We start from the raw sequence: 22,285 nt of genomic DNA on the forward strand, positions 1-22,285 counted from the left end.
GGCGGGCCGGAAACGGCGGGGCGGGCCCACACCGGGCCCGCCTCGCTTGCGTTCCGCTGTGACTACAGCGTCTGCTGCACCCGCTCGGCCACCAGCTTGATGAAGCGCGACGGATCGCTCAGCTCACCGCCCTCGGCGAGCAGCGCCATGCTGTGGAGCAGCTCGGCCGTCTCCGCGAGGCCGCTGTCGTCCTTGCGCTCGGCATGGGCCGCGCGCAACCCGCTGACCAGCGGATGGCTGGGGTTCAGCTCCAGGATGCGCTTGACCTCGGGCAGGCTCTGGCCCATGGAGCGGTAGATGTTCGCCAGGGCCGGGGTGACATCGAAGGTGTCGCCCACGATGCAGGCCGGGGAGGTGGTCAGCCGGGAGGACAGCCGTACCTCCTTGACCTGCTCGCTCAGCGTCGTCGTCATCCAGGAGAGCAGATCGGCGAAGTCCTTCTGCCGCTGCTCCCGCTCGGCTTCCGCCGCCTCGTCCTTCTCGTCCTCGGAGTCGAGGTCGACCTGGCCCTTGGCGATGGAACGCAGCTGCTTGCCGTCGAACTCCGGCACGGCGTCGACCCACAGCTCGTCGATGGGGTCGGTGAGGACGAGCACCTCGTAGCCCTTTTCCCGGAACGCCTCCATATGGGGCGAGCTCTCCACGATCGACCGGGACTCGCCCGTCATGTAGTAGATGTGCTCCTGCCCGTCCTTCATGCGCTCGGTGTAACCGCGCAGCGTGGTCGGCTGCTCCGCGTCATGGGTCGAGGCGAACGAACACACCTCGAGGATCGCCTCGCGGTTCTCCAGGTCGCTGAGGAGACCTTCCTTGAGAACGCGGCCGAATTCCTTCCAGAAGGTCGTGTACCGCTCGGCGTCGGAGGACATGATGTCCTTCACCGTCGAGAGCACCTTCTTCACCAGACGGCGCCGCATCAGCTGGATCTGGCGGTCCTGCTGAAGGGTTTCCCGCGAGACGTTCAGCGAGAGGTCCGCCGCGTCCACCACACCCTTGACGAAGCGGAGGTACTCCGGCATCAGCGCTTCGCAGTCGTCCATGATGAAGACGCGCTTGACATAGAGCTGCACACCCCGCTTGCGGTCCTGCATATACAGGTCCTGCGGGGCGCGGGCCGGGATGAAGAGCAGCGACTGGTATTCGAAGGTGCCCTCCGCCTGCATGCGGATGGTCTCGAGCGGGTTGTTCCAGTCGTGGCTGATGTGCTTGTAGAACTCGTGGTACTCGTCGTCGGTGACCTCGTCCTTGGGACGGGCCCACAGCGCCTTCATCGAGTTGACGGTCTCGAGCTCGGGCGCCTTCTGCTCGCTCTGCTCCGACTCGTCCGTCCCGGCCGGGGGCTGGGCGGCGGCCATCCTGATGGGCCAGGTGATGAAGTCCGAGTGCTGCTTGATGATTTCCCGGATCTTCCAGGGCGAGGCGTAGTCGTAGAGGTGGTCCTCGGTGTCCTCCGGCTTGAGCTTCAGCGTGACGGAGGTGCCCTGGGGGGCGTCGTCGACCGGTTCGATCGTGTAGGTGCCCTCGCCGTCGGACACCCAGCGGGTGCCCTGCTTCTCCCCGGCGTGCCGGGTCAGCAGCGTGACCTCGTCGGCCACCATGAAGCTGGCGTAGAAGCCCACCCCGAACTGCCCGATGAGGTCCGCCGAGGCGGCCGCGTCCTTCGACTCCCGCAGCTCCTTGAGGAACTTGGCGGTGCCGGAGTTCGCGATGGTGCCGATGAGCTCCACGACTCCGTCGTGCGACATGCCGATGCCATTGTCGCGGACGGTCAGGGTGCGCGACTCCTTGTCGATCTCGATGGCGATATGGAGATCAGAGGTGTCCGCCTGAAGGTTCTGGTCGCGGAGCGATTCGAGGCGCAGTCTGTCCAGCGCGTCGGAAGCGTTGGAGATGAGTTCGCGCAGGAAGACGTCCTTGTTCGAGTAGATCGAATGGATCATCAACTGCAGAAGCTGTCGCGCCTCGACCTGAAACTCGAAAGTCTCGACCCCTGTAGTCAATTGTTTCCCCTCGTGAGATAAGTGTCGACGCCATCAAGCACGGTGCGTCATCAGCAGCTTATCGAAGGTGAGGGGTGCCGAGCGGCCTTCCGGGCAGATCACGGACGGCCGCTCGGGCGGCGCGGCGATACGGCGCGCGACGACGGGGCCGGGCCGGGTCAGTCGCCGGGGCGGACCGTCCTGAAGTCCAGGGCCTCGGCGGCCTCGCGCTGGATTTCCTCGGCCGCCTCCCGGGTCTCGGCGGGAACATCACCCTGTTCCGCCACGAGGCTGTCGTAGATCGGCGCGAAGCCGGCTTTGTCTGTCGCGGTCATGGTCGTGCACTTCCTTGTTACGGATTCCGGGTCACGCTCCCGGCTACCCGATCCATCAAACAGCCATGCTCCGGTGCGTGTCACACGGGGGTCCGCGGAAACTCCAGCGGGCCCGGCGCGGTGGGCCGCGCCGGGTTGCCCGGGTCAGTGCCCGTCGGCCGCCGGCTCCAGGACGAAGACCGGGATCCGGCGGTCGGTCTTCGTCTGGTACTCGGCGTAGTCCGGGTACGCCTCGACCGCGCGCTCCCACCACAGGTCCCGCTCCTCGCCCGTGACCTCGCGCGCCGTCATGTCCTGCCGCACCGGGCCGTCCCGCAGCTCGACCCGGGGGTCGGCCCGCACGTTGTAGTACCAGACCGGGTGCTTGGGGGAGCCGCCCAGCGAGGCGACGACGGCGTAGGTGCCGTGGTGCTCCACCCGCATCAGCGGGGTCTTGCGGAGCTTTCCGCTCTTGGCGCCCCGTGTGGTCAGGACGACCACGGGCCTGCCCCGCAAGGTCGTTCCCTCGGTGCCACCGGAACTCTCGATCAGCTCGACCTGATCGCGTACGAACTTCTCCGGGCTCGGCTCGTACTCACCCTGAAGCGGCATGTGTCCGTCCCCTTGTCCCTTGTGTGAAGGCTCACCTGACGTGCTCCCGTGCTCATCCTCAACACGGAAGGCCGGCGAGATCATCCCGGCGGGCTCCGGCCGTCGGGCGGTGACGCGGGGGGACGGCCGTCACGCCGCCAGGCGCCGCCCCGTGGGGGAGGGGGCGGGGGCGGAGGTGCGGGCTTCCTTGTCGCCGGTCCGCTCCGCCGTGCGCTTCGCGTCGTCGGAGCGACGTCCCCGAGCGGGGAAGGTCAGGTCCGGTACGTCGACGACCGGCGGCAGATCGGGAGTGAGCAACGGCTGCTCATGTGTGTTCATGACCCCGCGGGTACCCAGGTGCGGCACTCTTACCCTGCGATACCGGTCACAGTCGGACATGGCGGTCAGATCGACGGTTCACGGCCGCGTTCCGGCGGGTCGAGGGCGACGGGGGCGGCCGGTCGCGCCGCCACGACCGTCGACCGTGCGGAGCGGGACCCGCGGCGGGAGATCCCCACCCCGGCCAGGCACAGCGCGCCGCCCGCCAGCGTGAGCGGGCCCGGCACCTCGTCCAGGGCCAGCCAGGACATCAGCACCACCAGCGCCGGAACCACATAGGTGGTGGCGCCCATCCGGCTCGCGGTGGTGCGGGCCAGGGCGAACGCCCAGGTGGTGAAGGCCAGGGCGGTCGGGAAGAGCCCCAGGTAGACCATGTTGAGCGTCGCGGACAGCGGTGCCCGCGCGGCCTCGGTCACCAGCGTGCCGGCGAACGGCAGACAGGCCACCGCCCCCACCAGGCAGCCGAAGGTGGTCACCTGGAGGGCCCCGGCGTGCCGCAGGGCCGGCTTCTGGGACACCACACCACCGGCGTAGGACACCGCGGCCAGTACGCACAGCAACACCCCCCGCACGGACGCGTCGCCCGAGCCGGACATCGACACCCCCACGACCACCGCCCCGGCGAAGGACACCGCCATGCCCGCCAGCAGCGGGCGCGGCAGCCCCTCGCCCAGCAGCCGGGCGCTGAGCAGCGCGACGAGCAGCGGCCCGATGTTGACGACCATCGCGGCGGTGCCGGCGTCGACCTCCCGCTCGCCCCAGTTGAGCACCACCATGTAGAGGCCGAACCACAGGACCCCCGAACAGGCGATGCCCGGCCAGGCCGCCCGGGGCGGCCACCCCACCCGCCGCACCAGACTGATCGCCCCCAGCACCAGCGCCCCGGCCAGCAGCCGGCCGAGCGCCAGGGCGCCGGGGGAGTAGGCCTCCCCGGCGCTGCGTATGGAGACGAAGGCCGAGGCCCACAGCGTGACGGTGATGCCTGCCGCGGCCACGGCGGGCCATTGCCGGGAGCGGCCGGCGTCCGGTGGAAACGTCATGGCGCCGAGCGTAGGACGTGGGGTTTTCGGTGCTCAACGAAGTTTCCACGGCCCGCCCCGGCGCCCGCGCCTCCGGGGCCGTCACACCGGGCGGGGCCCGCCGGACGGCGCTCGCCGGCAGATGCCGCCAGCGAGCGGGCCCGTCGGACACCACGCCGGGCCGTGGCGGCGCCGCCGCCACGGCCGGTTCCCACGGGGGCGCGGGCCGCGGATGTGTTACGGCGCGGCCGAGGCGCGGATGTCGTGTCCGTCCGAGGTCAGACAGCGGCCGGTGGACAGGTCGTACCGCCAGCCGTGCAGGGTGCAGGTGAGCACATCGCCCTCGATCTGCCCGAACCGGCTGAGGTCGGCGCGCAGATGGGGGCAGCGCCGCTGCACCCGCCAGCCGTCCAGCACGATGTCCTGGCCGTCGTCCTGGCATGAGTCGTAGTAGTTCTCCACGTACTCGATGCGCTCCATGGACAGGCACTTGAAGAACACGTACAGGAACTCGTTGTAGGGCCCGATCCGGCTGGCGGTGAACCGCATCGACAGCAGCAGGCTGTTGGACCAGTCCGCCTCGCGCCGCGCGATGTTGGTGGCCACCAGATCGGCCGAGGTGGACAGCGTGTAGCGGCAGCGCTCACCGTCCCAGAGGCGGACCTCCCGCGCCGGGAAGTCGATCACGATCGGCACCTCGCCCACGTCCAGCCGGGCGGGGCCGCCGACGCCGGCGCAGATCCGGTCGGCCCTGGTCAACAGCGGCTCCCACCACTGCTTCAGCTCGGTCAGCAGCCGCTCGCGCGGCAGCGCCGGGGCGCGCGAGGCACGCTCGGCGGCGAGCGCGGGCCGCTGCCGGCGGGCGAAGTCCCGCAGATACGCGCGCTTGTCGCCGAAGATGCGCTCGATCTCCTTGCCGGTGTAGCGGTGGGTGAGCTTGCACGCGGTGCCCTCCGGCTCCGCCACCGTCCCCGGCAGCAGCAGATGCGCCGTCACCTCCGGGCGCGCCCGGCCGAGCTCGCGCAGGAATTCCAGCTGGTCGACGAAGATGCTCTCGCCGTCCCGGCCGGTGCCGTTGTGCTCGAAGAGCTCGTCGTCCAGGAAGCACGGCGGACCCGCGTTGGGAAACACATGCTTGGCTTCCACCGCGTCGATGTAGCGCAGCGCCCGGTCGAACTGGCCCTGCCGCTTCCGTGCGGCGAACTCCTTCTTGGCGGAGAGCGGCAGTTGGTACACCATCGGGTACCAGATCGCGCCGGAGAACTGCACGAAGTACGCGTCGACCTCGCCGAACTCCCGGATCGCCGCGATGTCCAGCGGATGGGCGTCGTTCTGGTTGAGCAGGACGACGCGGCCGTCGTCCAGCGAGAGCGCCGAGTCGCCGATGGGCCCGTCCCCGGGGCCGGTCAGCGCGGTGATCATGATGCGCAACCCGTCGCGTTCGACCGGCACACCGGAGCGGGTGCGCAGGAAGCGGCTGAACCCCAGCCCGCTCAGCTCGCGTTCCAGCTCATCGGTGGCGAAGGCCGGCAGCAGCACGGTGATGTCCTTGCGCACGTTCCGGCGCAGGTTCTCCACGTCGAAATGGTCCCGGTGCAGATGCGAGACATAGAGATAGTCCGCCGCGCGCCCATAGTGCGTCCAGTCCAGATCGGTGTTGTCCGGGAACGGAAACCACGAGCCGAAGAAGGCGGGGTTGACCCACGGGTCGCAGAGCACCGACCCCGCCGCGGTTTCGATGAACAGTCCAGCATGCCCCAGTCCGGTCACACGCATACCACAGCACCTCAACCCGGTCGGCGATGTCGGATGTCTCCACCGTGTCGGGGTTCGTGGCCGTGTGCATCCGCGGCTGCGCCTGCCGGGTGGCGGCATCCGCCACCCGGGTCACGCCGATGTGAGATCAGGGTTTTCGGCCCTGACCGACCCCGGCCGCGCCGGCCGGTGGCGTCCGCGCCGCGGACGCCCGCCGGCCGGGGAGCCGGCCGTAACGAAATGATCTCTCCTCTGGCGTATCCGCACCGGATGCGCTGTCGTGGCGTGATGGCATCCCCCAGCACCAGGCTCCGCCCCGCCGCCACCCTCTGCGCCGCCGCGCTGGCGCTGCTCACCGCGTGCGGCGGTGGCGGTGGCGACGACGAGGAGAGGAGTGGCGACGGGGCCGGGAAGAGCACGGCCGCACCCGTCGTCACCCCCACCGCGACCGCTCCCGTCACCCGTGGCGAGGGCAGCGCACTTCCGGACGACCTCAACGGCGACGGCCACCCCGAGCTCAGAATCCCGCTGGCCTCCGATGAGGAGTTCGGCGGACTGCACCGGATCGCCTACGTGTACGGCTCGGCGAAGGGCGTCGACCCCGCCGTCCGCACCGTGCTCGACCGTGCCGGGCTCGGCCTGCCCACCGGCGCCGGGGGGCAGGACCGCGACATGGGCGAGATGCGGTCCGCGACCACCGCCGACCTCGACGGCGACGGCTACGCCGATGTGATCGCCACCGCCACCAAGGACCGCGACCCGGCCGGGACCGAGCGCGTCCACATCACCACCCAGACGCTCCCCTACATCACCTGGGGCGGCCCCGAGGGGCCACGCCGGGGGGCCTCGGCCACTCCGGTCCGGCTGACCGACGCCGACGACGGGCTGGAGAGCTCCCAGCCCCTGGCGGTCGGTGACTTCAACGGGGACGGACACCACGACCTGGCCGCCGTACGCCAGAGCGGCAAGGACTTCCATGTGCTGTACGGCCCGTTCGGCCGCGACGGCGAGGCCGCCCGCACCGCGACCTACGCCAACCCGCTCGGCACGAGCGGCCAGATCGCCAGGCTGTACGCCGACGCGATCGACGGCGACCGCCCCACCGATCTGGTGGTGCACGCCCAGGGCGATGACGACCAGATGGAATCCGCGCTGCTCACGGCGGGCCCGGACGGCCTCGCCGAGACCGGCCGCACCCTCCGCAAGGGCAACGCGATCGCCTTCGGCGACTTCGACGGCGACGGGAAGCGGGATGTGGCGGTCGCCGACACCGGCACCCGCAACGACGAACCCGGCTATGAGACCGAGCCCGCGGACGTCGACCATTCGGTGAGCGTGTACACCCAGCGCACGGCCGGATCGACCCCTGCGCCGATCAAGATCCCCGCCCTGGGCGGCGATGTCCTCGCCGCGGCCGACACCGACGGCGACGGCACCGATGAACTGGCCGTCTCGCTGCGCACCGGCGGCACCCAGCTGCTGACGATCCGCCCCGACGCCCCCGGGGAGATCGCCCACCGCCGCACCCTGAACCGGACCGTCCCGGCCCGCGTGGACGGCCACAAGGTGCCGGACAAGCGGCGCGCCGTCAAGCTCTACGGCGCGGGCGACTTCGACCACGACGGCAAGGACGAGGTGGTGCTGGCCTGGGGGCCGGATGCGCTCTTCGCGCTCTACGGGGAGAAGCCGCAACGGTTCTGGGTGACCGACGGCACCGATGACAAGGTGGTGTTCACCAGCGCGCCCTACGACGACCGGCGCTGACACCGCCCCGGCGGCCGCCGTGCCGCCTGACGCTCACGGTCCGCCTGACGCTCACGATCAGCCCGGGACGCACGATCCGCCCAGGGCGTGAGCAGGACGCCGCTTCCTTGCGTACGAGGGGGAGGGCCTTCGCCGTCTGAGGCCCCGGCCGGATCGACGTGAGGAGGCAGGGTGGTGAAGCACATGCGGCGGGGCGTGCGCGATCTCGTGCGGTGGGCGGCCGTCGGGGCCCTGGTCTGTGGCGGGGTGATGGTCTCCCAGGCCGGGCCGGGCGGAGCGGCCCACGGGACGGCCGGGGGCGGCGGCTCGCGGCCCCTGAGCGCGCGGGCGACGGACGACGTGGGCGGACGGCTGGTGTCCCGGCTCGGCACCTCCCGTACGGCGGGCAACTGGATCGGCGCCGACGGCCGCCCGGTGGTCGCGGTGACGGACGACACGGCGGCGGAGGAGGTCAGCCGGGCCGGGGCCAGGGCCGAGCGGGTCCGTTACAGCATGGCGCAGCTGGACTCGGCCACCCGGAAGCTGCGCTCGGCGCCCCGGGTGGCGGGCACCGCGTGGCTGGTGGACCCGCGCGCCAACCGGGTCGTGGTGATCGGCGACAGCACCGTCTCCCGCGCCGGCTGGTCGAGGGTGAGGAACCTGGCCGCGGCGGTGGGCGACGAGGTGCGCACCCGGCGGACGACGGGCTCCTTCACCACCAGAACCGCCGGTGCCGCCCCCATGTTCACGAGTGGCAGCCGCTGCTCGGCCGGTTTCAACGTCACCGACGGCCGGACCGGGTTCATCCTGACGGCGGGACACTGCGGCCCCACCGGGACCCGCTGGTTCACCGACGGCGGCGGCTCCACCGGCATCGGCACCACGGTCCGCAGCAGTTTCCCGGGCGATGACTTCTCACTGGTGCGGTACGAGAACACCTCGCTGGACCGGAGTAGCGTGGTGAACGCCGGCGGCGGCCGGACGGTGCGGATCACCGGTGCCGCCGACCCCGTGGTGGGCCAGGAGGTGTTCCGCGGCGGCAGCACCACCGGGCTCCGCTCGGGCGAGGTGACCGGGCTCGACGCGACGGTCAACTACCCCGGGGGCACGGTGACCGGGCTGATCCGGACCACCGTGTGCGCCGAACCCGGCGACAGCGGGGGCCCGCTGTTCGCCCAGGGCGTGGCGCTCGGTGTGACCTCCGGTGGCAGCGGCGACTGCACCCGGGGCGGGGTGACGTTCTTCCAGCCCGTCACCGAGGCGCTGTCGGCGCTCGGGGTGACCATCCCGGGCGACAGGGCCCGGCACACCGACCCGTCCGCCGCCCCCGCCGCTCCCGGCGGCCCGGCGGGCGCCGCGTCCGCCTCCGGCGCATCCGGGACCGGTGACGGCGTCTGGACGCTCGACGAGGTCGTGGCCTACGCCCGGAGCCTCGGCCCCGGGCCGGCCGTCGTCGTGGTGGGTTTCGCCGGGCTGCTGTCCACACTGACCGTCCGGCCCCGGCGCCGTCGCCGCCGCGGCTACTCCACCGGAGGGGGATGAGCCGGCGGCGCGTCCTCCCTGGGCGGCAACGTACAGACCGCGATGCCCCGTTCGAAGAGGCTGCCCAGCACGAGGAGGCCGCGATACGCGCACGCGCTCGTGGCCGTCCGGTACGGGGCCCGGCGCCGCACCAGGTGGCGCACGACCCGGCCGTCGGGGCCGAACGCCAGGGCGCGCACCGTGGGCCGTGGGCGCGGCCGGACCCTGGCGACGACGGGGGCCACCGCCCTCCTGAGTGGCACGGGCGCGCGCTGCAGCAGCTCCATGGCGGGCTCCCGCGGCCCGGCGAGGGCCACCCAGAGGAGGCCGCCGGGGCCGCGGGTGAGATTGTCCGGGAAGCCCGGCAGATCGTCGGCGAGGACGTCCCGTTCACCGGCCCGGCCGCCGGTCAGCCACAGCCGGCTGATCCGGTAGGCGCCGCTCTCGGCCACGGCGACATACGACTCGTCCGCGGCGAGAGCGACCCCGTTGGCGAACCGCAGCCCGTCCAGCAGCACTTCGGGCCGGCCGCCGGGCCGCAGCCGCAGCAACTGCCCGGTGGCGGTGTTCTCCAGGATGTCGCGCAGCCAGTCCTCCAGGCCGTGGCGGCGGCTGGACACGGTGAAGTACACCGTGCCGTCCGCCGCCGCGGCGACATTGCTGCAGAACCGCAGCGGTCGCCCGGCCACCTGGTCGGCGACCACCGTGACGGACCCGTCGTCCGGTCCGACCCGCAGCAGCCCGCGCCGCGCGTCGCACACCAGCAGTCCGCCGTCGGGGCAGGGGGCCAGGCCCAGCGGCCGTCCGCCGGTGTGCGCGAGCACCTCGGAGCGGACGAGCCCCCGGGCCGGCGACAACGTCAGCCGCCGGATCGCCCCGTCCGCGGTCCCGGTCAGGATCCGGCCCCGCGCGTCGACGGTGACGTGTTCGGGCCCGTGCGCCTCCGGCGCCAGCACCCGCGGACACGGCAGTGGTTCGGCCGCCCCGGTGGCCGGCCGGGTGCGCGGTCGCGGCATGGGCTCATACCGCCTTGCGGGCGCGGGCGGCCCTGACGCACCGCCGCATCTCCTCGGCGTAGGGCAGCACCACGAAGGCGCCGATGCCGAGCCCGATCGCCGCCAGGTAGCGGGCGGGCAGCGGGTTGTCCTTGGGCAGCAGCCGCCAGTCCTCGGGCCGGTCCCCGCCGCGCAGCGTGGCGCGCACCTGGTCCCAGTGCAGACAGCAGGTGAACGCCATCGCCGACAGTGGCAGGACCTCCAGGAAGCTGTGGATGTGCTGTTCCACCGGCCGCACCTCGCGCTCGCCGGTGGCCAGGCTGACATCCCACAGCGCGGTGGCGCCGTGGGCGACGGCGGCTCCTCCCATCACCGACAGCACCAGCGGATTGACCCGGGCGAGCAGCGCCATCGCGACGGGGACGCCGGCCTCCGTCATCATCAGGGCGTGCACCGCCGACTCCCGGGTGCCCGAGGTCTCCTCGATCCTGGTCCGCCGGTGCATGAGCCAGTCGGCCACCGCGGGGACGAACCACAGCGGCATCACCCCGTACATCAGGAACCGCCGGTTGGCGTCCTCGACGTCCACGGGGGTCCGGGGCACCCGCAGATCGCGGGGCCGCCGCCACCGCCGCCACGCACGGGCCACCGGACTAAGGGCAACAGTCATCTCGCCTCCAGCACGACGTCGGAAAAAACCGGGTGCCCCCTTGGTATCCCGCACAAACGGCGGCGGGTGGCTCCCCGGCTCCCGGCGTGGCGCCGGTGTCGTCCATCGGGGCCACGCGTGTGCCTACCGGGGCGTCCTGGACCCCGGTGCGGTGCACCGCACCAGGCCGTTCAGGATGAGGGCGAGGCCCGCCTCGAACGCCGACTCGTGATCGATCACCGGCATGTCGGCCGGTAGTTCCGCGCCGTCGGCGGAGCCGGTGTCCGCCTGCTCCTCCAGGACGCTGCCGACCGTGAAACGGCCGGCGGCCAGCATCGCCATCTGCGCGTCCCGCTCGGGCACGCCGGAGGCGACGAGGAAGTCCATCTTGTGGCGGAGCCGGTCGAGGTCGCCGGTGGGGGTGCTGCCGGCGTGGAGCCGTGCGCCGTCCCGGCGCATCAGCAGGGTGCGCCGGAAGCTGCGCGTGTTCTCCAGGAACCAGTCGCGCCAGTCGTCGCCGGGTGCCGGCAGCGGGGCGGTCGCATGGGGGGCCATCGCCGCCTCCGCCATGGCGGCGATGAGGTCCTTCTTGGTGCGGAAGTACCAGTAGAGCGACGGCTGCTCGACGCCCAGTCGCTTCGCCAGCCGCCTCGTGCTGACGGCGTCCAGCCCGACCTCGTCGAGCAGGCCGAGCGCCTCGGCGATGACGGTCTCACGGTTCATCTTGGTCACATTGACAATCTATCGCTGATAGATGACGCTGAAAAGGAATCTTTCACTGATAGATTTTTGAGGTGATGGGCATGACAAAGGGATCGCGGCCGCTGCGGGTCCTCGTCGCCGGTGGCGGCATCGCGGGGCAGGCTCTGGCCTACTGGCTCACGCGGGGCGGCCACCGGGTGACCGTTGTCGAACGCTTCCCGGCGCTGCGGGCCACTGGGGCCCAGGTCGACCTCCGGGGGCAGGGCATCGAGGCCGTCAAGCGGATGGGGCTCCTCGACACTGTCCGCGCCAAGCTCGTGGACGAGGCGGGTGTCGCTTTCATCGACGCCCGCGGCAAGGCCAGGGCGACGATCATGGCCAACACCTCAGGACAGGGCCGGCAGACCCTCACGTCCGAGTACGAGATCATGCGCGGCGACCTGGTGCGCATCCTCAACGACGCGACGAAGGACGACACCGAGTACGTCTTCGGCACCAGCGTGGACGGCTTCGAGCAGGATGAGCACGAGGTCACCGCGCACTTCTCCGACGGGTCCTCCGGCGCATTCGACCTCCTGGTCGGCGCGGACGGACAGGGATCACGCATCCGGCAAGCGCTTCTCCCCAAGGGATACGACCCGTACTGGCGGCTGGGCATCCACATGGCCTACTGGTTCATCCCGCGCATCGCGTCCGACAGCACCATCCGGGACACCTACATGGTCCCGGGAGGCCGCCAGATCATGCGCCGCAGCCACAACCCGACCGAGACCCAGGTGTACTTCGTCCTACGGGAGGAATCCGAAGAGGCCTCGGCGATCCACCGCGCGCCCGTCGAGGCCCAGCAGGAGTTCTGGGCCGCCAGGTTCCGCGACGCCGGATGGCAGACCGAGCGCTTCATCGAGGGCATGAGGACGAGTCCGTTCTTCTACTCCCAGGAGGTCGTCCAGGTCCGCACCGACACCTGGTCCAAGGGCCGCGTGGTGCTGGCCGGTGACGCCGCCCACTGCGCCTCCCCCTACAGCGGCATGGGCATCTCCGGCGGCCTGGTCGGCGCGCACGTCCTGGCCGGTGAGATCAACCGGCACCCCGACGACCTGCCGACCGCGCTGGCGAACTACGACAGCGTGCTGCGCCCCTTCGTCGACCACATCCAGGGCGGGGTGAATCCGCGCCTGCTGCGCCTGGCCATGCCGAGGACCCGGCGCGCGATCGACGCGTTCCAGGCCGCCGCCTCGCTCGCCTGCTTCCTGCGCGTGCCCGACCTCGTCGCCCGCCTCGCGAAAGAGGACCGCGGCGGCGACTGGCGGCTCCCCGCGAACCCGGCACCGGTCAGCGCCGGCTGAAAGGGCGGCGGGCGGCGGAACCGATGGGCCGTCCTGACCGGGGAAACGGCGCGTCGCTCAGCCGTCCGCGGCGTCGAACGCGACGATGCGCTGGGCGCCGTTCGCCGCGCCCGGGTGACGGCTGGTGAGGTCCAGCCGGAGCCGGGAGGTGCGGACCGGGTCGAAGGTGATGACCGTCGGGGTGTCGGAGGCGGTGGCCCAGGTGACGGCCGCCCCGCGCACCGGGACCCAGGCGTGGCCCTGCCACGCCGAGACCTCGATCGAGGCGGGCAGGGTGTGCGTGGCGTCGACGGTGAAGGACACCTCGACACGGCGCAGCCGCCGCTTCCCCTCCCAGGTCACCGAGACCCAGTCGGCCTTCCGGGCACCGTCGAAGGCGGGCAGCAGCGCCGTGGCGGCCTTGTGGAAGGCGTTGGACCAGCCGGTGGCCGGGTCGCCGTCCAGCATGGCCGAGGGCAGGGTCGTCGGTGCGCCCGAGTAGCTCGCGTCGGCCGGCGGATAGCCCCGGGCGCCGGGGCCGGGGTCGGGTGCGAGGGCCGCCGGGCGGGTGACCGGCTCCGATGTCCCGCCGGTGGCGCGGACGGTGGCGGTGCCGGTGCGCAGCCCCGCCGCGCGGGCGGTGAGGGTGAGGGGCCCGGCCTCGGTGCCGGAGCGGACGATGGCCAGGGCCTTGCCGTGGAAGGCGGTGCGGGTGGTGGCCTGGTAGCGCTCGGCGCTCTCCTGGCGGCCGTTGTCGACCCCGGCCAGGGAACCTCCGGTGACCTTGAAGGAGATCAGGTGGCCGGCGTCGGGCACCACCACGCCCTTGGCGTCGACGATGTCGGCGGTCACGAAGCACAGGGAGCGGCCGTCGGCGTCGACGGTCTCGCGGTCGGGGGTGAGCCGTACGGCGTGCGGGCGGCCCGCCGTGCGCAGCACATCGGTGGCCACGACCGTGCCGCCGCGCCGGGCCACGGCCTTCAGCTCGCCCGGTGCGAACGGCACCTTCCAGGTGAGGTGGAGCTTTCCGGCGCTGCCGGTCGGGCTGGTGTAGCTGCCGGGGTAGGCGCCGGAGGTGACGGTCTTGTCGTCGCCGGTGGGCTCGGTGGTCTCCAGATAGGCGCGGCCGTCGGTGGTCTTCTTGGTGTCGAACTCGCGGACCCCGAGCGACCGGCCGTTCAGGAACAGCTCCACCGTGGCGACGTTGGAGTAGGCCCACACCTCCACGGTCTCGCCCGCGCGGTGGCCGGTCCAGTCCATGGGGACCAGATGGACCATCGGCTCGCTGGTCCACTGGCTCTTGAAGAGGTGGTACATGTCCTTGGGGAAGCCGGCCGTGTCCACCGCGCCGAAGAACGACGCCTTCACCGGGAAGACGTCGTACGGCGTGGGCTCGCCGATGTAGTCGATGCCCGACCACAGGAACTGCCCGGCGAAGAACTTCCGGTCCCGGTCCTTCTTCAGTCCGTACTCGCCGCTGATGGTCCAGGAGGCGAGGTTGTTGTCGTAACTGGAGGTCTCGCGCTTGCCGGGGGTGTGGTTCTCGCCGGTGTTGAGGTGTTCGGGCTCCTGGTAGGTCCCGCGGGTGGAGGTCTCGGAGGAGGACTCGGACTCGAAGAGGAACAGACGCGGATAGCGGGCGTGCAGGGCGTCCACCGAAGCGGCGGTGTTGTAGTTGAGGCCGAGCCCGTCCAGCTTGGCGAGCATCAGATCGGCGGGGGAGCCCTCGGCGGGCAGGGTGCGGTACTTGTCCGAGCCGATCACCACGGGTCTGGTGTCATCGGCCGCGCGGACGGCGTCGATGAGCCGCTGGGCCATGTCCAGCCCGGCCGCGCTGGTGGAGTCGGGGATCTCATTGCCGATGGACCACATGACGACCGCGGGGGAGTTGCGGGCGGCGTACACCATCTCGGTGATGTCCGCCTCGCAGTGCTCGTCGAAGAAGCGCCCGTAGTCGTAGGTGTTCTTGCCGGTCCGCCAGCAGTCGAACGCCTCCACCAGCATCACGATGCCGAGCCGCTCGCAGGCGTCGATCACCTCCGGTGCGGGCGGATTGTGGGAGGTGCGCAGGGCGTTGACCCCCATGCTCTTCATGATGGTCAGCTGGCGCAGCACGGCGTCGGCGTTGACCGCGGCGCCGAGCGCGCCCAGGTCATGGTGCAGGTCGACGCCCTGGAGCTTGGCGTAGGCGCCGTTCAGCGAGAACCCGTGGTCGGGGTCGACGGTGACATGGCGGAGCCCGAAGGGGGTGCGGTACCGGTCGGTGGTGTCCTGGCCGACCCGCAGTTCGGTCTCCAGCACATAGCGGTGCGGGGTGTCGAACGACCACAGCCGCGGCCGGTCGACCCTGAGCTCCTGGGTGGCGGTACGGGTGTCACCCGCCCCGACGGTGAGGGTGGAGCGGGCCTGGGCCACGGTGTGCCCGTCGGGGTCCTTGACCGTGGAGACCACGGTCACCGGCTCGGGATCGGCCCCCTCGTTGACCACCAGGGTCTGTGCCCGCACCGTGGCGTGCCCGGATGTCAGGGCGGTGGCCAGGTCGGGGGTGGTGACACGGGTGCCCCACCGGGCGACGTGGACCGGGTCGGTGACGACCAGCCGGGCGTGGCGGTAGATGCCGCTGCCCGAGTACCAGCGGCTGCTGGGGAGCCGGTTGCGCACGCGGACGGCGAGGACGTTGGGGGTGGCGCCGTCGGTGTGGACCACCTCGGTGAGGTCGAGGGCGAAGCCGGTGTATCCATAAGGGTGCTCGCCGATCAGCCGCCCGTTGCAGTACACGGACGAGTCCATGTAGACGCCGTCGAACTCCACGGAGATCCGCTTGCCCGCGAGGGCGCGCGGCAGGGTGAAGGCGGTGCGGTACCAGCCGAGCCCGCCGGGCAGGAATCCGGTGCCGCCACTGGTGCCGTGGTCGGTGGTCGGGGTGAGCTCGATGCTCCAGTCGTGCGGCACCGCGACCTCGCGCCAGTCCGAGTCGTCGTACGCCGGATCGTGGGCCTGGTCGTACGCACCGGTCGGATCGGTGATCCCGCCGGGGTTGACGAGGGCGAATCGCCAGCCGTCGGTGAGCGGGATGGTCCGTCCTCCCAGGGCGCGGGACGCGGTGGCGCCATGCGCGGGACCGGCCGGGACCAGGGTTCCGGCCATCGGCGCGGCGGTGCCTGCGATCAGCAACGATCTGCGAGTGACCGCCATCGCGATCCCCATTCTCTTCGATTATGTTCGACTACGACGGGGATCGACCACAACACCCCCCTTCGCGCAACAGATTCTGACGGTTTCGAACAGGGGACTGTCAAGAGGCCCGCAGTCACTCAGCGCCCCAGCGCACTGTCGTCCAGCTGCCGGAGCAGATCCGCGGGATCGCGGTAGATCTCGGCCGCACCGGCCTCCCGCAGCAGCTCGGCGGGGATGCCGCCGGACAGCAGCGCGATACTGCGCACCCCGGCCTTCCCACAGGCCACGATGTCCCACACGGTGTCACCGACGAAGACCGCGTCCCCGGCCGGTACCCCGGCGCGCTCCAGGGACTGTTCGACCAGGTCCGGCGCGGGCTTGCCCTCCCCGACGTCATCGGAGCTGAGCACGGCTCCCAGAGCCTCGTCGGCGCCGATCGCCGCGCGCATCGCGGCCAGTTCGTCCTTCGAGGCGGAGCTGGCCAGCACCACGTACCAGCCGTTGCCGGCCAGGGTGCGCAGCAGCTCCGAAGCGCCGTCGAGGGCGGGCAGCCGGGGGAAGTACTCCGCGTACAGGGCCTTGTGCGCACCGCTGATCCGCTCGTCCCGCGACCGGTCCCGGTCCTCGGGCAGCAGACGGTCCATGAGCTTGCCGGAGCTCATCCCGATGGTGTGGTGGATCTCCCGCATGCTCACCGTGTGCCCGGCCTGCCGCATCGCCTCCCACCAGGTGACGGCGTGCAGATAGTTGGTGTCCACGAGCGTGCCGTCCACGTCGAACAGCGCGGCCCGGCGGCCACCGGCGTCCCTGCCTGCGGTGTCAGCGGTGCGTTCGCCGCTCATCGTGTCCTCCCGGGGGCAGTCGGTACGACGACGAGGTGGCCCCCACCCGCGGCGGGGGCCACCTCGTGAGGAAAGGGGCACCGGCACTCAGTAGTGGTGGTGGTGCCGGGAGTGATGATCCGGATCGTCGACCACGGGGGGAGCCACGGCGGTCGGCTCGACGATGCGCCGACGCTTGTAGACACTCACATACGCCGCTGTCCCGATGATGCCGACGGCCATCAGGATCAGGCCCACCAAGGGGACGTTGAAGCCGTTGGCGTTCCAGTCGGTGGCGAAGGTGAGAATGCCTCCCACCGCAATCATCAATATGCAACCGCCCAGGCCCATCAGTTCTGCCTCCGTACATGAGTTGGCTTGTCGCGGGCTGGTCTTCACCGGGTACCCAGGCCGGCCGGGGCCAATCTCACCCCTCGCGGTCCTCCCGTGCCTCGGCCGCCACCGTCTCGTCGAGCGCCCGGAGGTCCTCCCGTGCCTGCGCCCGGTCCCGGGCCGAGGCATCGGTGACATCGAGGAAGATCTGGTCGGCGTGCGGCCACAGCCGCGTCATCGCCTTCTTGACGCGCACCAGGACCTCCTCGACCTCCTCACTGTCGAGCCCGGGGACGAGGTCGACCCGGGCCGCCACCAGCGTCGAATCGTTGCCCAGACGCATGGTCAGCAGGGTGGTCACGGTGTCGATCTCGGGCTGACCCGTCAGGAACCGGCGCAGCTCCCGGCGCTGGGCCGGGTCGATCGCCTCGCCGATGAGCCGCCCGCGCGACTCCTTGGCCAGCCGGTAGGCCACATAGACCAGCAGCGCGCCGATCAGGAACGAGGCCGTGGCCTCGTAGACCGCGTCGCCGGTGACCATGTGCAGCCCCATGCCGGCCAGGGCGAAGACCACGCCCAGACATGCGGTGGAGTCCTCGGCCAGGACGGTGCGCAGCGTGGGGTCGTCTCCCGCGCGCAGTTCGGCCACCAGGGAGCGGCCCGTCTCCCGGGCGTGGCCGCGGACCTGGAACAGCGCACGGACCAGCGAGGAGCCCTCCGCGAGGAGCGCCACGCCCAGGACCGCGAGGCCGACCAGATAGCCGCTGTGGTCCTCGGAGCCGCCCGCGCTCAGCGCCTCGGCGCCCTGGAAGAAGGAGAAGCAGCCGCCCATGACGAAGATGCCGACGGCGGCCAGCAGCGCCCAGAAGTAGCGTTCCTTGCCGTAGCCGAAGGGGTGCTGTTCGTCGGGGGCCCGCCTGCTGCGCTTGAGGGAGGCGAGCAGAAACACCTCGTTCAGGCTGTCCGCGACGGAGTGGGCGGCCTCGGAGAGCAGCGCGGGGGAGCCGGCGAACGCCCCGCCGACCGCCTTGGCCAGCGCGATGACGAGGTTGGCGCCGAGGGCGACGAAGACGGTGACCGCCGTCCTGGCGTCCTTGCCCCCCGACGCGTCGTGCCTGTCCGGGCCGCCTGACCTGTCCGGCCCGCCTGACCTGTCCGGGGCGCGTGACCTGTCCGGGGCGCGCGAGTGCTGCGGCGCGTCCGGCGTATCCGGTGGTGTCCGCGGCGTGTCCGGCGTACCCGGGGTGTCCGGGATACGCGGTGTGCCGGGCCGGCCGGAAGGGTGGGGTGCGGAACGGCTCATCGGCGGAAGACTCCGTAGGCGGGAAGGTCGTGCCGTGGCCCTCCCCGCACGGGGACGGCCGGACGGCCTGTCCCCATGGCGTGTGTCCCGATGGCGGGAGCTCAATCGTGGCACGCCCGCCGGGGAAGCGCGCCCGCGATGTCCTACGGCCGGCCGCACCGGCCGGGTGGCGGCGGGCCGGGCCGCATACGCTGACCGAAGGGTCTCACCGATGGCCGAAACCTTGTCCTGTACGACGGGAGCACCCGGTGGTCTCCTCCACCTCGGGCGGCGGCGCCGCCTCCGACGGCGGGCCAGGCGGCGGGCCGCGGCAGCGGCTGCGCGCCTGGCTGCTGGAGGGCCTGTCCGACATGGCCAAGCGTCAGCCCGGTCCGCATGCCCAGCCGGAGGGCGTCCACCGGGGCCACGCGTGGTGGCGGGTCATGTGCCTGACCGGTCTGGACTACTTCTCCACACTCGGCTACCAGCCCGGTATCGCCGCCCTGGCGGCCGGGCTGCTCTCCCCGCTCGCCACCGTGGTGCTGGTGGTGGTGACACTGGTGGGCGCGCTGCCGGTGTACCGCAGGGTGGCCGAGGAGAGCCCGCACGGCCAGGGCTCGATCGCGATGCTGGAGCGGCTGCTGACCTTCTGGCGGAGCAAGCTGTTCGTCCTCACCCTGCTGGGCTTCGCGGCCACCGACTTCCTGATCACCATCACCCTCTCGTCCGCCGACGCCACCGCCCACCTCGTGGAGAATCCCCATCTCACCGGGACCCTGCGCGGCCATGAGGTGGCCGTCACCCTGATCCTGGTGGGGTTGCTCGGCGTGGTGTTCCTGAAGGGGTTCACCGAGGCCATCGGGATCGCGATGGTGCTGGTGGCGGCCTATCTGCTGCTCAACGCCGCCGTGGTGGCGGTCGGGCTGTGGCATGTGTTCACCGCGCCGCGGGTGATCCCCGACTGGTCCCAGGCGCTGGTCGCCGAGCGCGGCAGTCCGCTGGTGATGGTCGGGGTGGCGTTGGTGATCTTCCCTAAACTGGCCCTGGGCCTGTCCGGGTTCGAGACCGGCGTGGCCGTCATGCCGCATATCGAGGGCAGGCCGGGCGATGTGGAGGAGCGTCCCGCCGGACGCATCCGGGGTGCCAAGAAGCTGCTGACCACCGCCGCGGTGATCATGAGCATCTTCCTGATCACCTCCAGCTTCATCACCACCCTGCTGATCCCGCAGCGGGAGTTCGAACCGGGCGGCCAGGCCAATGGGCGTGCCCTGGCCTATCTCGCCCACGAGTACCTGGGCTCGGCGTTCGGCAGCGTCTACGACGCCTCCACCATCGCCATCCTCTGGTTCGCCGGCGCCTCGGCCATGGCCGGACTGCTCAATCTGATGCCCCGCTATCTGCCGCGCTACGGCATGGCACCCCACTGGGCACGCGCGGTCCGCCCCATGGTGCTGGTGTTCATCGCCATCGCCTTCGTGGTGACCTGGATCTTCGAGGCCGATGTGGACGCCCAGGGCGGTGCCTACGCCACCGGTGTGCTCGTGCTCATCACCTCCGCCGCCATCGCCGTCACCATCGCCGCGCGGCGCGCCCGGCAGCGCGGCTGGACCCTCGGCTTCGGCGTGATCTCGGTGATCTTCCTCTACACCACCGGGGTGAACATCGTGGAGCGGCCCGACGGCGTCAAGATCGGCGCCTGTTTCATCGCGGGCATCCTGGCCGTATCGCTGCTGTCCCGGGCCGTCCGGGCGTTCGAGCTACGGGTCACCAGCGTGACGTTCGACCCCCTGGCCGAGCGGTTCGTCCGCGACACCGCGCACCGCAGAATCCGCTTGATCGCCAATAAGCCGGAACGCCGTGACCTGGCCGAATACCGGGAGAAGCAGCATCAGATCCGGGCGGACAACGATATCCCGCCCGAAGAGGACATCATCTTCGTCGAGGTCACCGTCGCCGACCCGTCCGAGTTCGAGAGCGAACTGCTGGTGCACGGGGAGGTGGCGCACGGCCGCTACCGCGTGCTGACCATGCAGAGCGCCACCATCCCCAACGCGCTGGCCGCGCTGCTCCTGTACGTACGGGACATGACCGGGCAGCGCCCGCACATCTACTTCGAGTGGACGGAGGGCAATCCGCTCGCCCACTTCCTGCGCTTCTTCCTCTTCGGCCAGGGAGAGGTGGCCCCCGTCACCCGTGAGGTCCTGCGCGAGGCCGAACCCGACCGCGGCCGCCGCCCCCATGTCCACGTCGGCTGAGGGGGCCCGGCCTCAGGACGCGGCCGGCTCCGGCTCCGGGTCCTCGGCGGGCAGGCTGTCCATGAACGAGCTGACCGAGAACACCGCCCGCCCCGGTCCCGGCGGGCCGTATCCGGGGGGCGAGGTCAGCCCGAAGTCCTCGAGCGTCGCCCGGTAGGTCTCCAGCAGCCGGATGTGGTACTCCAGCGGAGCGCCGTGCGGATTGGCCTTGCCCAGCGGTGTCGTCGGCTCGGGGCACCAGGTGGTGAACCGGGGCACGACACCGTGCGACATGAAGAACCGCAGCCCTTCGGCGGTGGAGGCGATCGCCTCGGCCACGGAAGGGAAGCCGAACGGCTCGGCCATCTCCACGCCCGCGACGAAGTTGGGGATCACGTTCCGGGCGCCGAACACCTCGGCCGAGTCCAGGATCCGGCGGTGCCACTCGTCACGGCCGATGTAGCGCTCCTTGCCCGGACAGTACAGCTCGAACAGCCGCCGGTCCCACACCTCGAAGTTGGGGTGGTAGATGCGCACCCCGTAGTCGTGGAACCGCTGGACGTCCTCCTTGGGCAGCGCCTGCGCCACCACCTTGCCGATCCACCGGCCCGGGAAGCGCTCCTCGATGGCCTTCGCGTAGTGGCCGTAGAAGTCGGCCTCGTCACGGCCGCCGACCTGTGAGGTGATCGCCCCGCCGGTGAGGGTGTACGCCTGGGAGGTGCGGGCGGTGTCATGGCGGTCGATGATCTCCAGCGCCTCCAGCACCTCCTCCACCGGTTTCACTCCGGTGTAGGGGCGGCCGGCCGCCTTGTGCTGACGCCAGTTGTGGTTGATGTCGCAGTACTGGCACTCCTCCTTGGCGCCGAAGTACTGGCACACCCGGAAGACCGTCAGATAGACCAGGTAGCCCCACTGGATGGTCGGCGCGACCTCCATCACCGACTTGCCGTTCGACAGGGTGTGGCGGTAGTAGTCCGGCATCGGCGGCAGCCCCACATCGGCGATCCGCGCACCGTCCAGGTACAGGCCCAGCGCACCGTCCTCCCCGGCCCGGACCACATACGGCGAGGCGGGGTTGACGCGGACGGACACCACGGTGCGGCGCAGCTCGTACGGCCCGCCGGTGAGCACGATCTCCTCGGGCGGCCGGTTGAGGGCCGCGGCGCCCAGCTCCGGCAGGGTGCGGTGGTCGAACGAGAAGATGAAGTACGACTTCGGCTTGACGTCGCCGTCCTCGTTGCCGCTGAGCGCGGACTCGTCGAAGGCCATCCCGCCGCGCAGCAGGTCCTCCTTGAGCACGGCTTCCCGGGGCACCTGCGGGAAACGCCCCATCAGGTCCTCGACCAGCGCGGTACGCCCTTGGCTCTCCATCTGCTGCACCATCCCCGGCTGCGTCGACACTTTTGCTGACAACACCTTAGATCAGAACGAACGTTCGATATGGGGGGTGGTCCAGGTGGGTGTCCGGGCGCGCGGTCCGGGTGGCGGTCCCGGTGGGCGGTCCGG

The 22,285-nt window shown here is 71.3% G+C and carries 18 protein-coding genes; 4 read left to right on the forward strand and 14 right to left on the reverse strand.

The annotated features are described in order from the left end of the window. Positions 1-62 precede the first annotated feature (62 nt). The 6 genes from htpG to PS467_RS37085 form a co-directional block, all read right to left on the reverse strand. On the reverse strand, positions 63-2,000 hold the full coding sequence (gene htpG, locus PS467_RS37060) for a molecular chaperone HtpG (protein WP_311038918.1): 1,938 nt from the start codon (positions 1,998-2,000) through the stop codon (positions 63-65). Between the two features lie 158 nt (positions 2,001-2,158). Then, positions 2,159-2,314 (reverse strand): hypothetical protein, encoded by a 156-nt coding sequence (locus tag PS467_RS37065; RefSeq protein WP_268976046.1) that lies wholly within the window; start codon positions 2,312-2,314, stop codon positions 2,159-2,161. A 144-nt stretch (positions 2,315-2,458) separates the two neighbouring features. Beyond that, entirely contained in the window at positions 2,459-2,905 is a 447-nt protein-coding gene (locus PS467_RS37070; RefSeq protein WP_311038919.1) for a nitroreductase family deazaflavin-dependent oxidoreductase, read from the reverse strand. Positions 2,906-3,034: 129 nt separating this feature from the next. Then, on the reverse strand, positions 3,035-3,223 hold the full coding sequence (locus tag PS467_RS37075; protein ID WP_268976048.1) for a hypothetical protein: 189 nt from the start codon (positions 3,221-3,223) through the stop codon (positions 3,035-3,037). Positions 3,224-3,288: 65 nt separating this feature from the next. After that, the gene (locus PS467_RS37080; protein WP_311038920.1) at positions 3,289-4,263 is read right to left on the reverse strand and encodes a DMT family transporter; all 975 of its coding nucleotides are present in this window, start codon (positions 4,261-4,263) and stop codon (positions 3,289-3,291) included. 216 nt (positions 4,264-4,479) lie between these two features. Further along, positions 4,480-6,018 carry a Rieske 2Fe-2S domain-containing protein gene (locus tag PS467_RS37085; protein ID WP_268976050.1) on the reverse strand — a complete coding sequence of 513 codons (1,539 nt, stop codon included), beginning with the start codon at positions 6,016-6,018 and terminating at the stop codon, positions 4,480-4,482. Positions 6,019-6,285: 267 nt separating this feature from the next. Between PS467_RS37085 and PS467_RS37090 the strand changes: the two genes are divergently transcribed. Beyond that, positions 6,286-7,761, forward strand: coding sequence for an FG-GAP repeat domain-containing protein (locus PS467_RS37090; protein WP_311038921.1), 1,476 nt, complete (start codon positions 6,286-6,288; stop codon positions 7,759-7,761). A gap of 174 nt (positions 7,762-7,935) precedes the next feature. After that, the gene (locus PS467_RS37095) at positions 7,936-9,282 is read left to right on the forward strand and encodes a S1 family peptidase (RefSeq protein WP_311040074.1); all 1,347 of its coding nucleotides are present in this window, start codon (positions 7,936-7,938) and stop codon (positions 9,280-9,282) included. Here PS467_RS37095 and PS467_RS37100 read toward each other — a convergent pair. The 3 genes from PS467_RS37100 to PS467_RS37110 form a co-directional block, all read right to left on the reverse strand. Beyond that, a complete protein-coding gene (locus PS467_RS37100) occupies positions 9,261-10,277 on the reverse strand; it encodes an SMP-30/gluconolactonase/LRE family protein (protein WP_311038922.1) in 1,017 nt (338 codons plus the stop codon). The two genes, PS467_RS37095 and PS467_RS37100, sit on opposite strands and share 22 nt — an antisense overlap. Positions 10,278-10,281: 4 nt before the next feature. Continuing rightward, positions 10,282-10,926, reverse strand: coding sequence for a diguanylate cyclase (locus tag PS467_RS37105; protein WP_311038923.1), 645 nt, complete (start codon positions 10,924-10,926; stop codon positions 10,282-10,284). 123 nt (positions 10,927-11,049) lie between these two features. Beyond that, positions 11,050-11,628 carry a TetR/AcrR family transcriptional regulator C-terminal domain-containing protein gene (locus tag PS467_RS37110; protein ID WP_311040075.1) on the reverse strand — a complete coding sequence of 193 codons (579 nt, stop codon included), beginning with the start codon at positions 11,626-11,628 and terminating at the stop codon, positions 11,050-11,052. An 80-nt stretch (positions 11,629-11,708) separates the two neighbouring features. Between PS467_RS37110 and PS467_RS37115 the strand changes: the two genes are divergently transcribed. Next, positions 11,709-12,953 (forward strand): FAD-dependent monooxygenase, encoded by a 1,245-nt coding sequence (locus tag PS467_RS37115; RefSeq protein WP_311038924.1) that lies wholly within the window; start codon positions 11,709-11,711, stop codon positions 12,951-12,953. Positions 12,954-13,010: 57 nt separating this feature from the next. Here PS467_RS37115 and PS467_RS37120 read toward each other — a convergent pair whose 3' ends face one another. From PS467_RS37120 to PS467_RS37135, 4 genes are all read right to left on the reverse strand, one after another. Then, entirely contained in the window at positions 13,011-16,127 is a 3,117-nt protein-coding gene (locus tag PS467_RS37120) for a glycoside hydrolase family 2 TIM barrel-domain containing protein (protein WP_311040076.1), read from the reverse strand. Between the two features lie 119 nt (positions 16,128-16,246). After that, positions 16,247-16,951, reverse strand: coding sequence for an HAD family hydrolase (locus PS467_RS37125; RefSeq protein ID WP_311038925.1), 705 nt, complete (start codon positions 16,949-16,951; stop codon positions 16,247-16,249). Positions 16,952-17,038: 87 nt separating this feature from the next. Continuing rightward, positions 17,039-17,281 (reverse strand): hypothetical protein, encoded by a 243-nt coding sequence (locus PS467_RS37130; protein WP_268976056.1) that lies wholly within the window; start codon positions 17,279-17,281, stop codon positions 17,039-17,041. A gap of 76 nt (positions 17,282-17,357) precedes the next feature. After that, positions 17,358-18,566 (reverse strand): cation diffusion facilitator family transporter, encoded by a 1,209-nt coding sequence (locus PS467_RS37135; protein ID WP_311038926.1) that lies wholly within the window; start codon positions 18,564-18,566, stop codon positions 17,358-17,360. 350 nt (positions 18,567-18,916) lie between these two features. Here PS467_RS37135 and PS467_RS37140 point away from each other — a divergent pair, with 350 nt between their 5' ends. Then, positions 18,917-20,800, forward strand: a complete 1,884-nt coding sequence (locus tag PS467_RS37140; RefSeq protein WP_311040077.1) for an APC family permease — start codon at positions 18,917-18,919, stop codon at positions 20,798-20,800. Positions 20,801-20,812: 12 nt separating this feature from the next. Here PS467_RS37140 and PS467_RS37145 read toward each other — a convergent pair whose 3' ends face one another. Then, the gene (locus PS467_RS37145) at positions 20,813-22,150 is read right to left on the reverse strand and encodes a radical SAM protein (protein ID WP_311040078.1); all 1,338 of its coding nucleotides are present in this window, start codon (positions 22,148-22,150) and stop codon (positions 20,813-20,815) included. Positions 22,151-22,285 lie beyond the last annotated feature (135 nt).

Source organism: Streptomyces luomodiensis, assembly GCF_031679605.1.
GTDB classification, from domain to species: Bacteria; Actinomycetota; Actinomycetes; order Streptomycetales; family Streptomycetaceae; genus Streptomyces; species Streptomyces luomodiensis.

Bases quoted from the DNA above. Each gene is read 5' to 3' on its own strand.
- PS467_RS37065 (WP_268976046.1), bottom strand. From the start codon at position 2,314: ATGACCGCGACAGACAAAGCCGGCTTCGCGCCGATCTACGACAGCCTC.
- PS467_RS37070 (WP_311038919.1), bottom strand. From the start codon at position 2,905: ATGCCGCTTCAGGGTGAGTACGAGCCGAGCCCGGAGAAGTTCGTACGC.
- PS467_RS37075 (WP_268976048.1), bottom strand. From the start codon at position 3,223: ATGAACACACATGAGCAGCCGTTGCTCACTCCCGATCTGCCGCCGGTC.
- PS467_RS37080 (WP_311038920.1), bottom strand. From the start codon at position 4,263: ATGACGTTTCCACCGGACGCCGGCCGCTCCCGGCAATGGCCCGCCGTG.
- PS467_RS37085 (WP_268976050.1), bottom strand. From the start codon at position 6,018: ATGCGTGTGACCGGACTGGGGCATGCTGGACTGTTCATCGAAACCGCG.
- PS467_RS37090 (WP_311038921.1), top strand. From the start codon at position 6,286: ATGGCATCCCCCAGCACCAGGCTCCGCCCCGCCGCCACCCTCTGCGCC.
- PS467_RS37100 (WP_311038922.1), bottom strand. From the start codon at position 10,277: ATGCCGCGACCGCGCACCCGGCCGGCCACCGGGGCGGCCGAACCACTG.
- PS467_RS37105 (WP_311038923.1), bottom strand. From the start codon at position 10,926: ATGACTGTTGCCCTTAGTCCGGTGGCCCGTGCGTGGCGGCGGTGGCGG.
- PS467_RS37110 (WP_311040075.1), bottom strand. From the start codon at position 11,628: ATGAACCGTGAGACCGTCATCGCCGAGGCGCTCGGCCTGCTCGACGAG.
- PS467_RS37115 (WP_311038924.1), top strand. From the start codon at position 11,709: ATGACAAAGGGATCGCGGCCGCTGCGGGTCCTCGTCGCCGGTGGCGGC.
- PS467_RS37120 (WP_311040076.1), bottom strand. From the start codon at position 16,127: ATGGCGGTCACTCGCAGATCGTTGCTGATCGCAGGCACCGCCGCGCCG.
- PS467_RS37125 (WP_311038925.1), bottom strand. From the start codon at position 16,951: ATGAGCGGCGAACGCACCGCTGACACCGCAGGCAGGGACGCCGGTGGC.
- PS467_RS37130 (WP_268976056.1), bottom strand. From the start codon at position 17,281: ATGGGCCTGGGCGGTTGCATATTGATGATTGCGGTGGGAGGCATTCTC.
- PS467_RS37135 (WP_311038926.1), bottom strand. From the start codon at position 18,566: ATGAGCCGTTCCGCACCCCACCCTTCCGGCCGGCCCGGCACACCGCGT.
- PS467_RS37140 (WP_311040077.1), top strand. From the start codon at position 18,917: ATGGCCAAGCGTCAGCCCGGTCCGCATGCCCAGCCGGAGGGCGTCCAC.
- PS467_RS37145 (WP_311040078.1), bottom strand. From the start codon at position 22,150: ATGGAGAGCCAAGGGCGTACCGCGCTGGTCGAGGACCTGATGGGGCGT.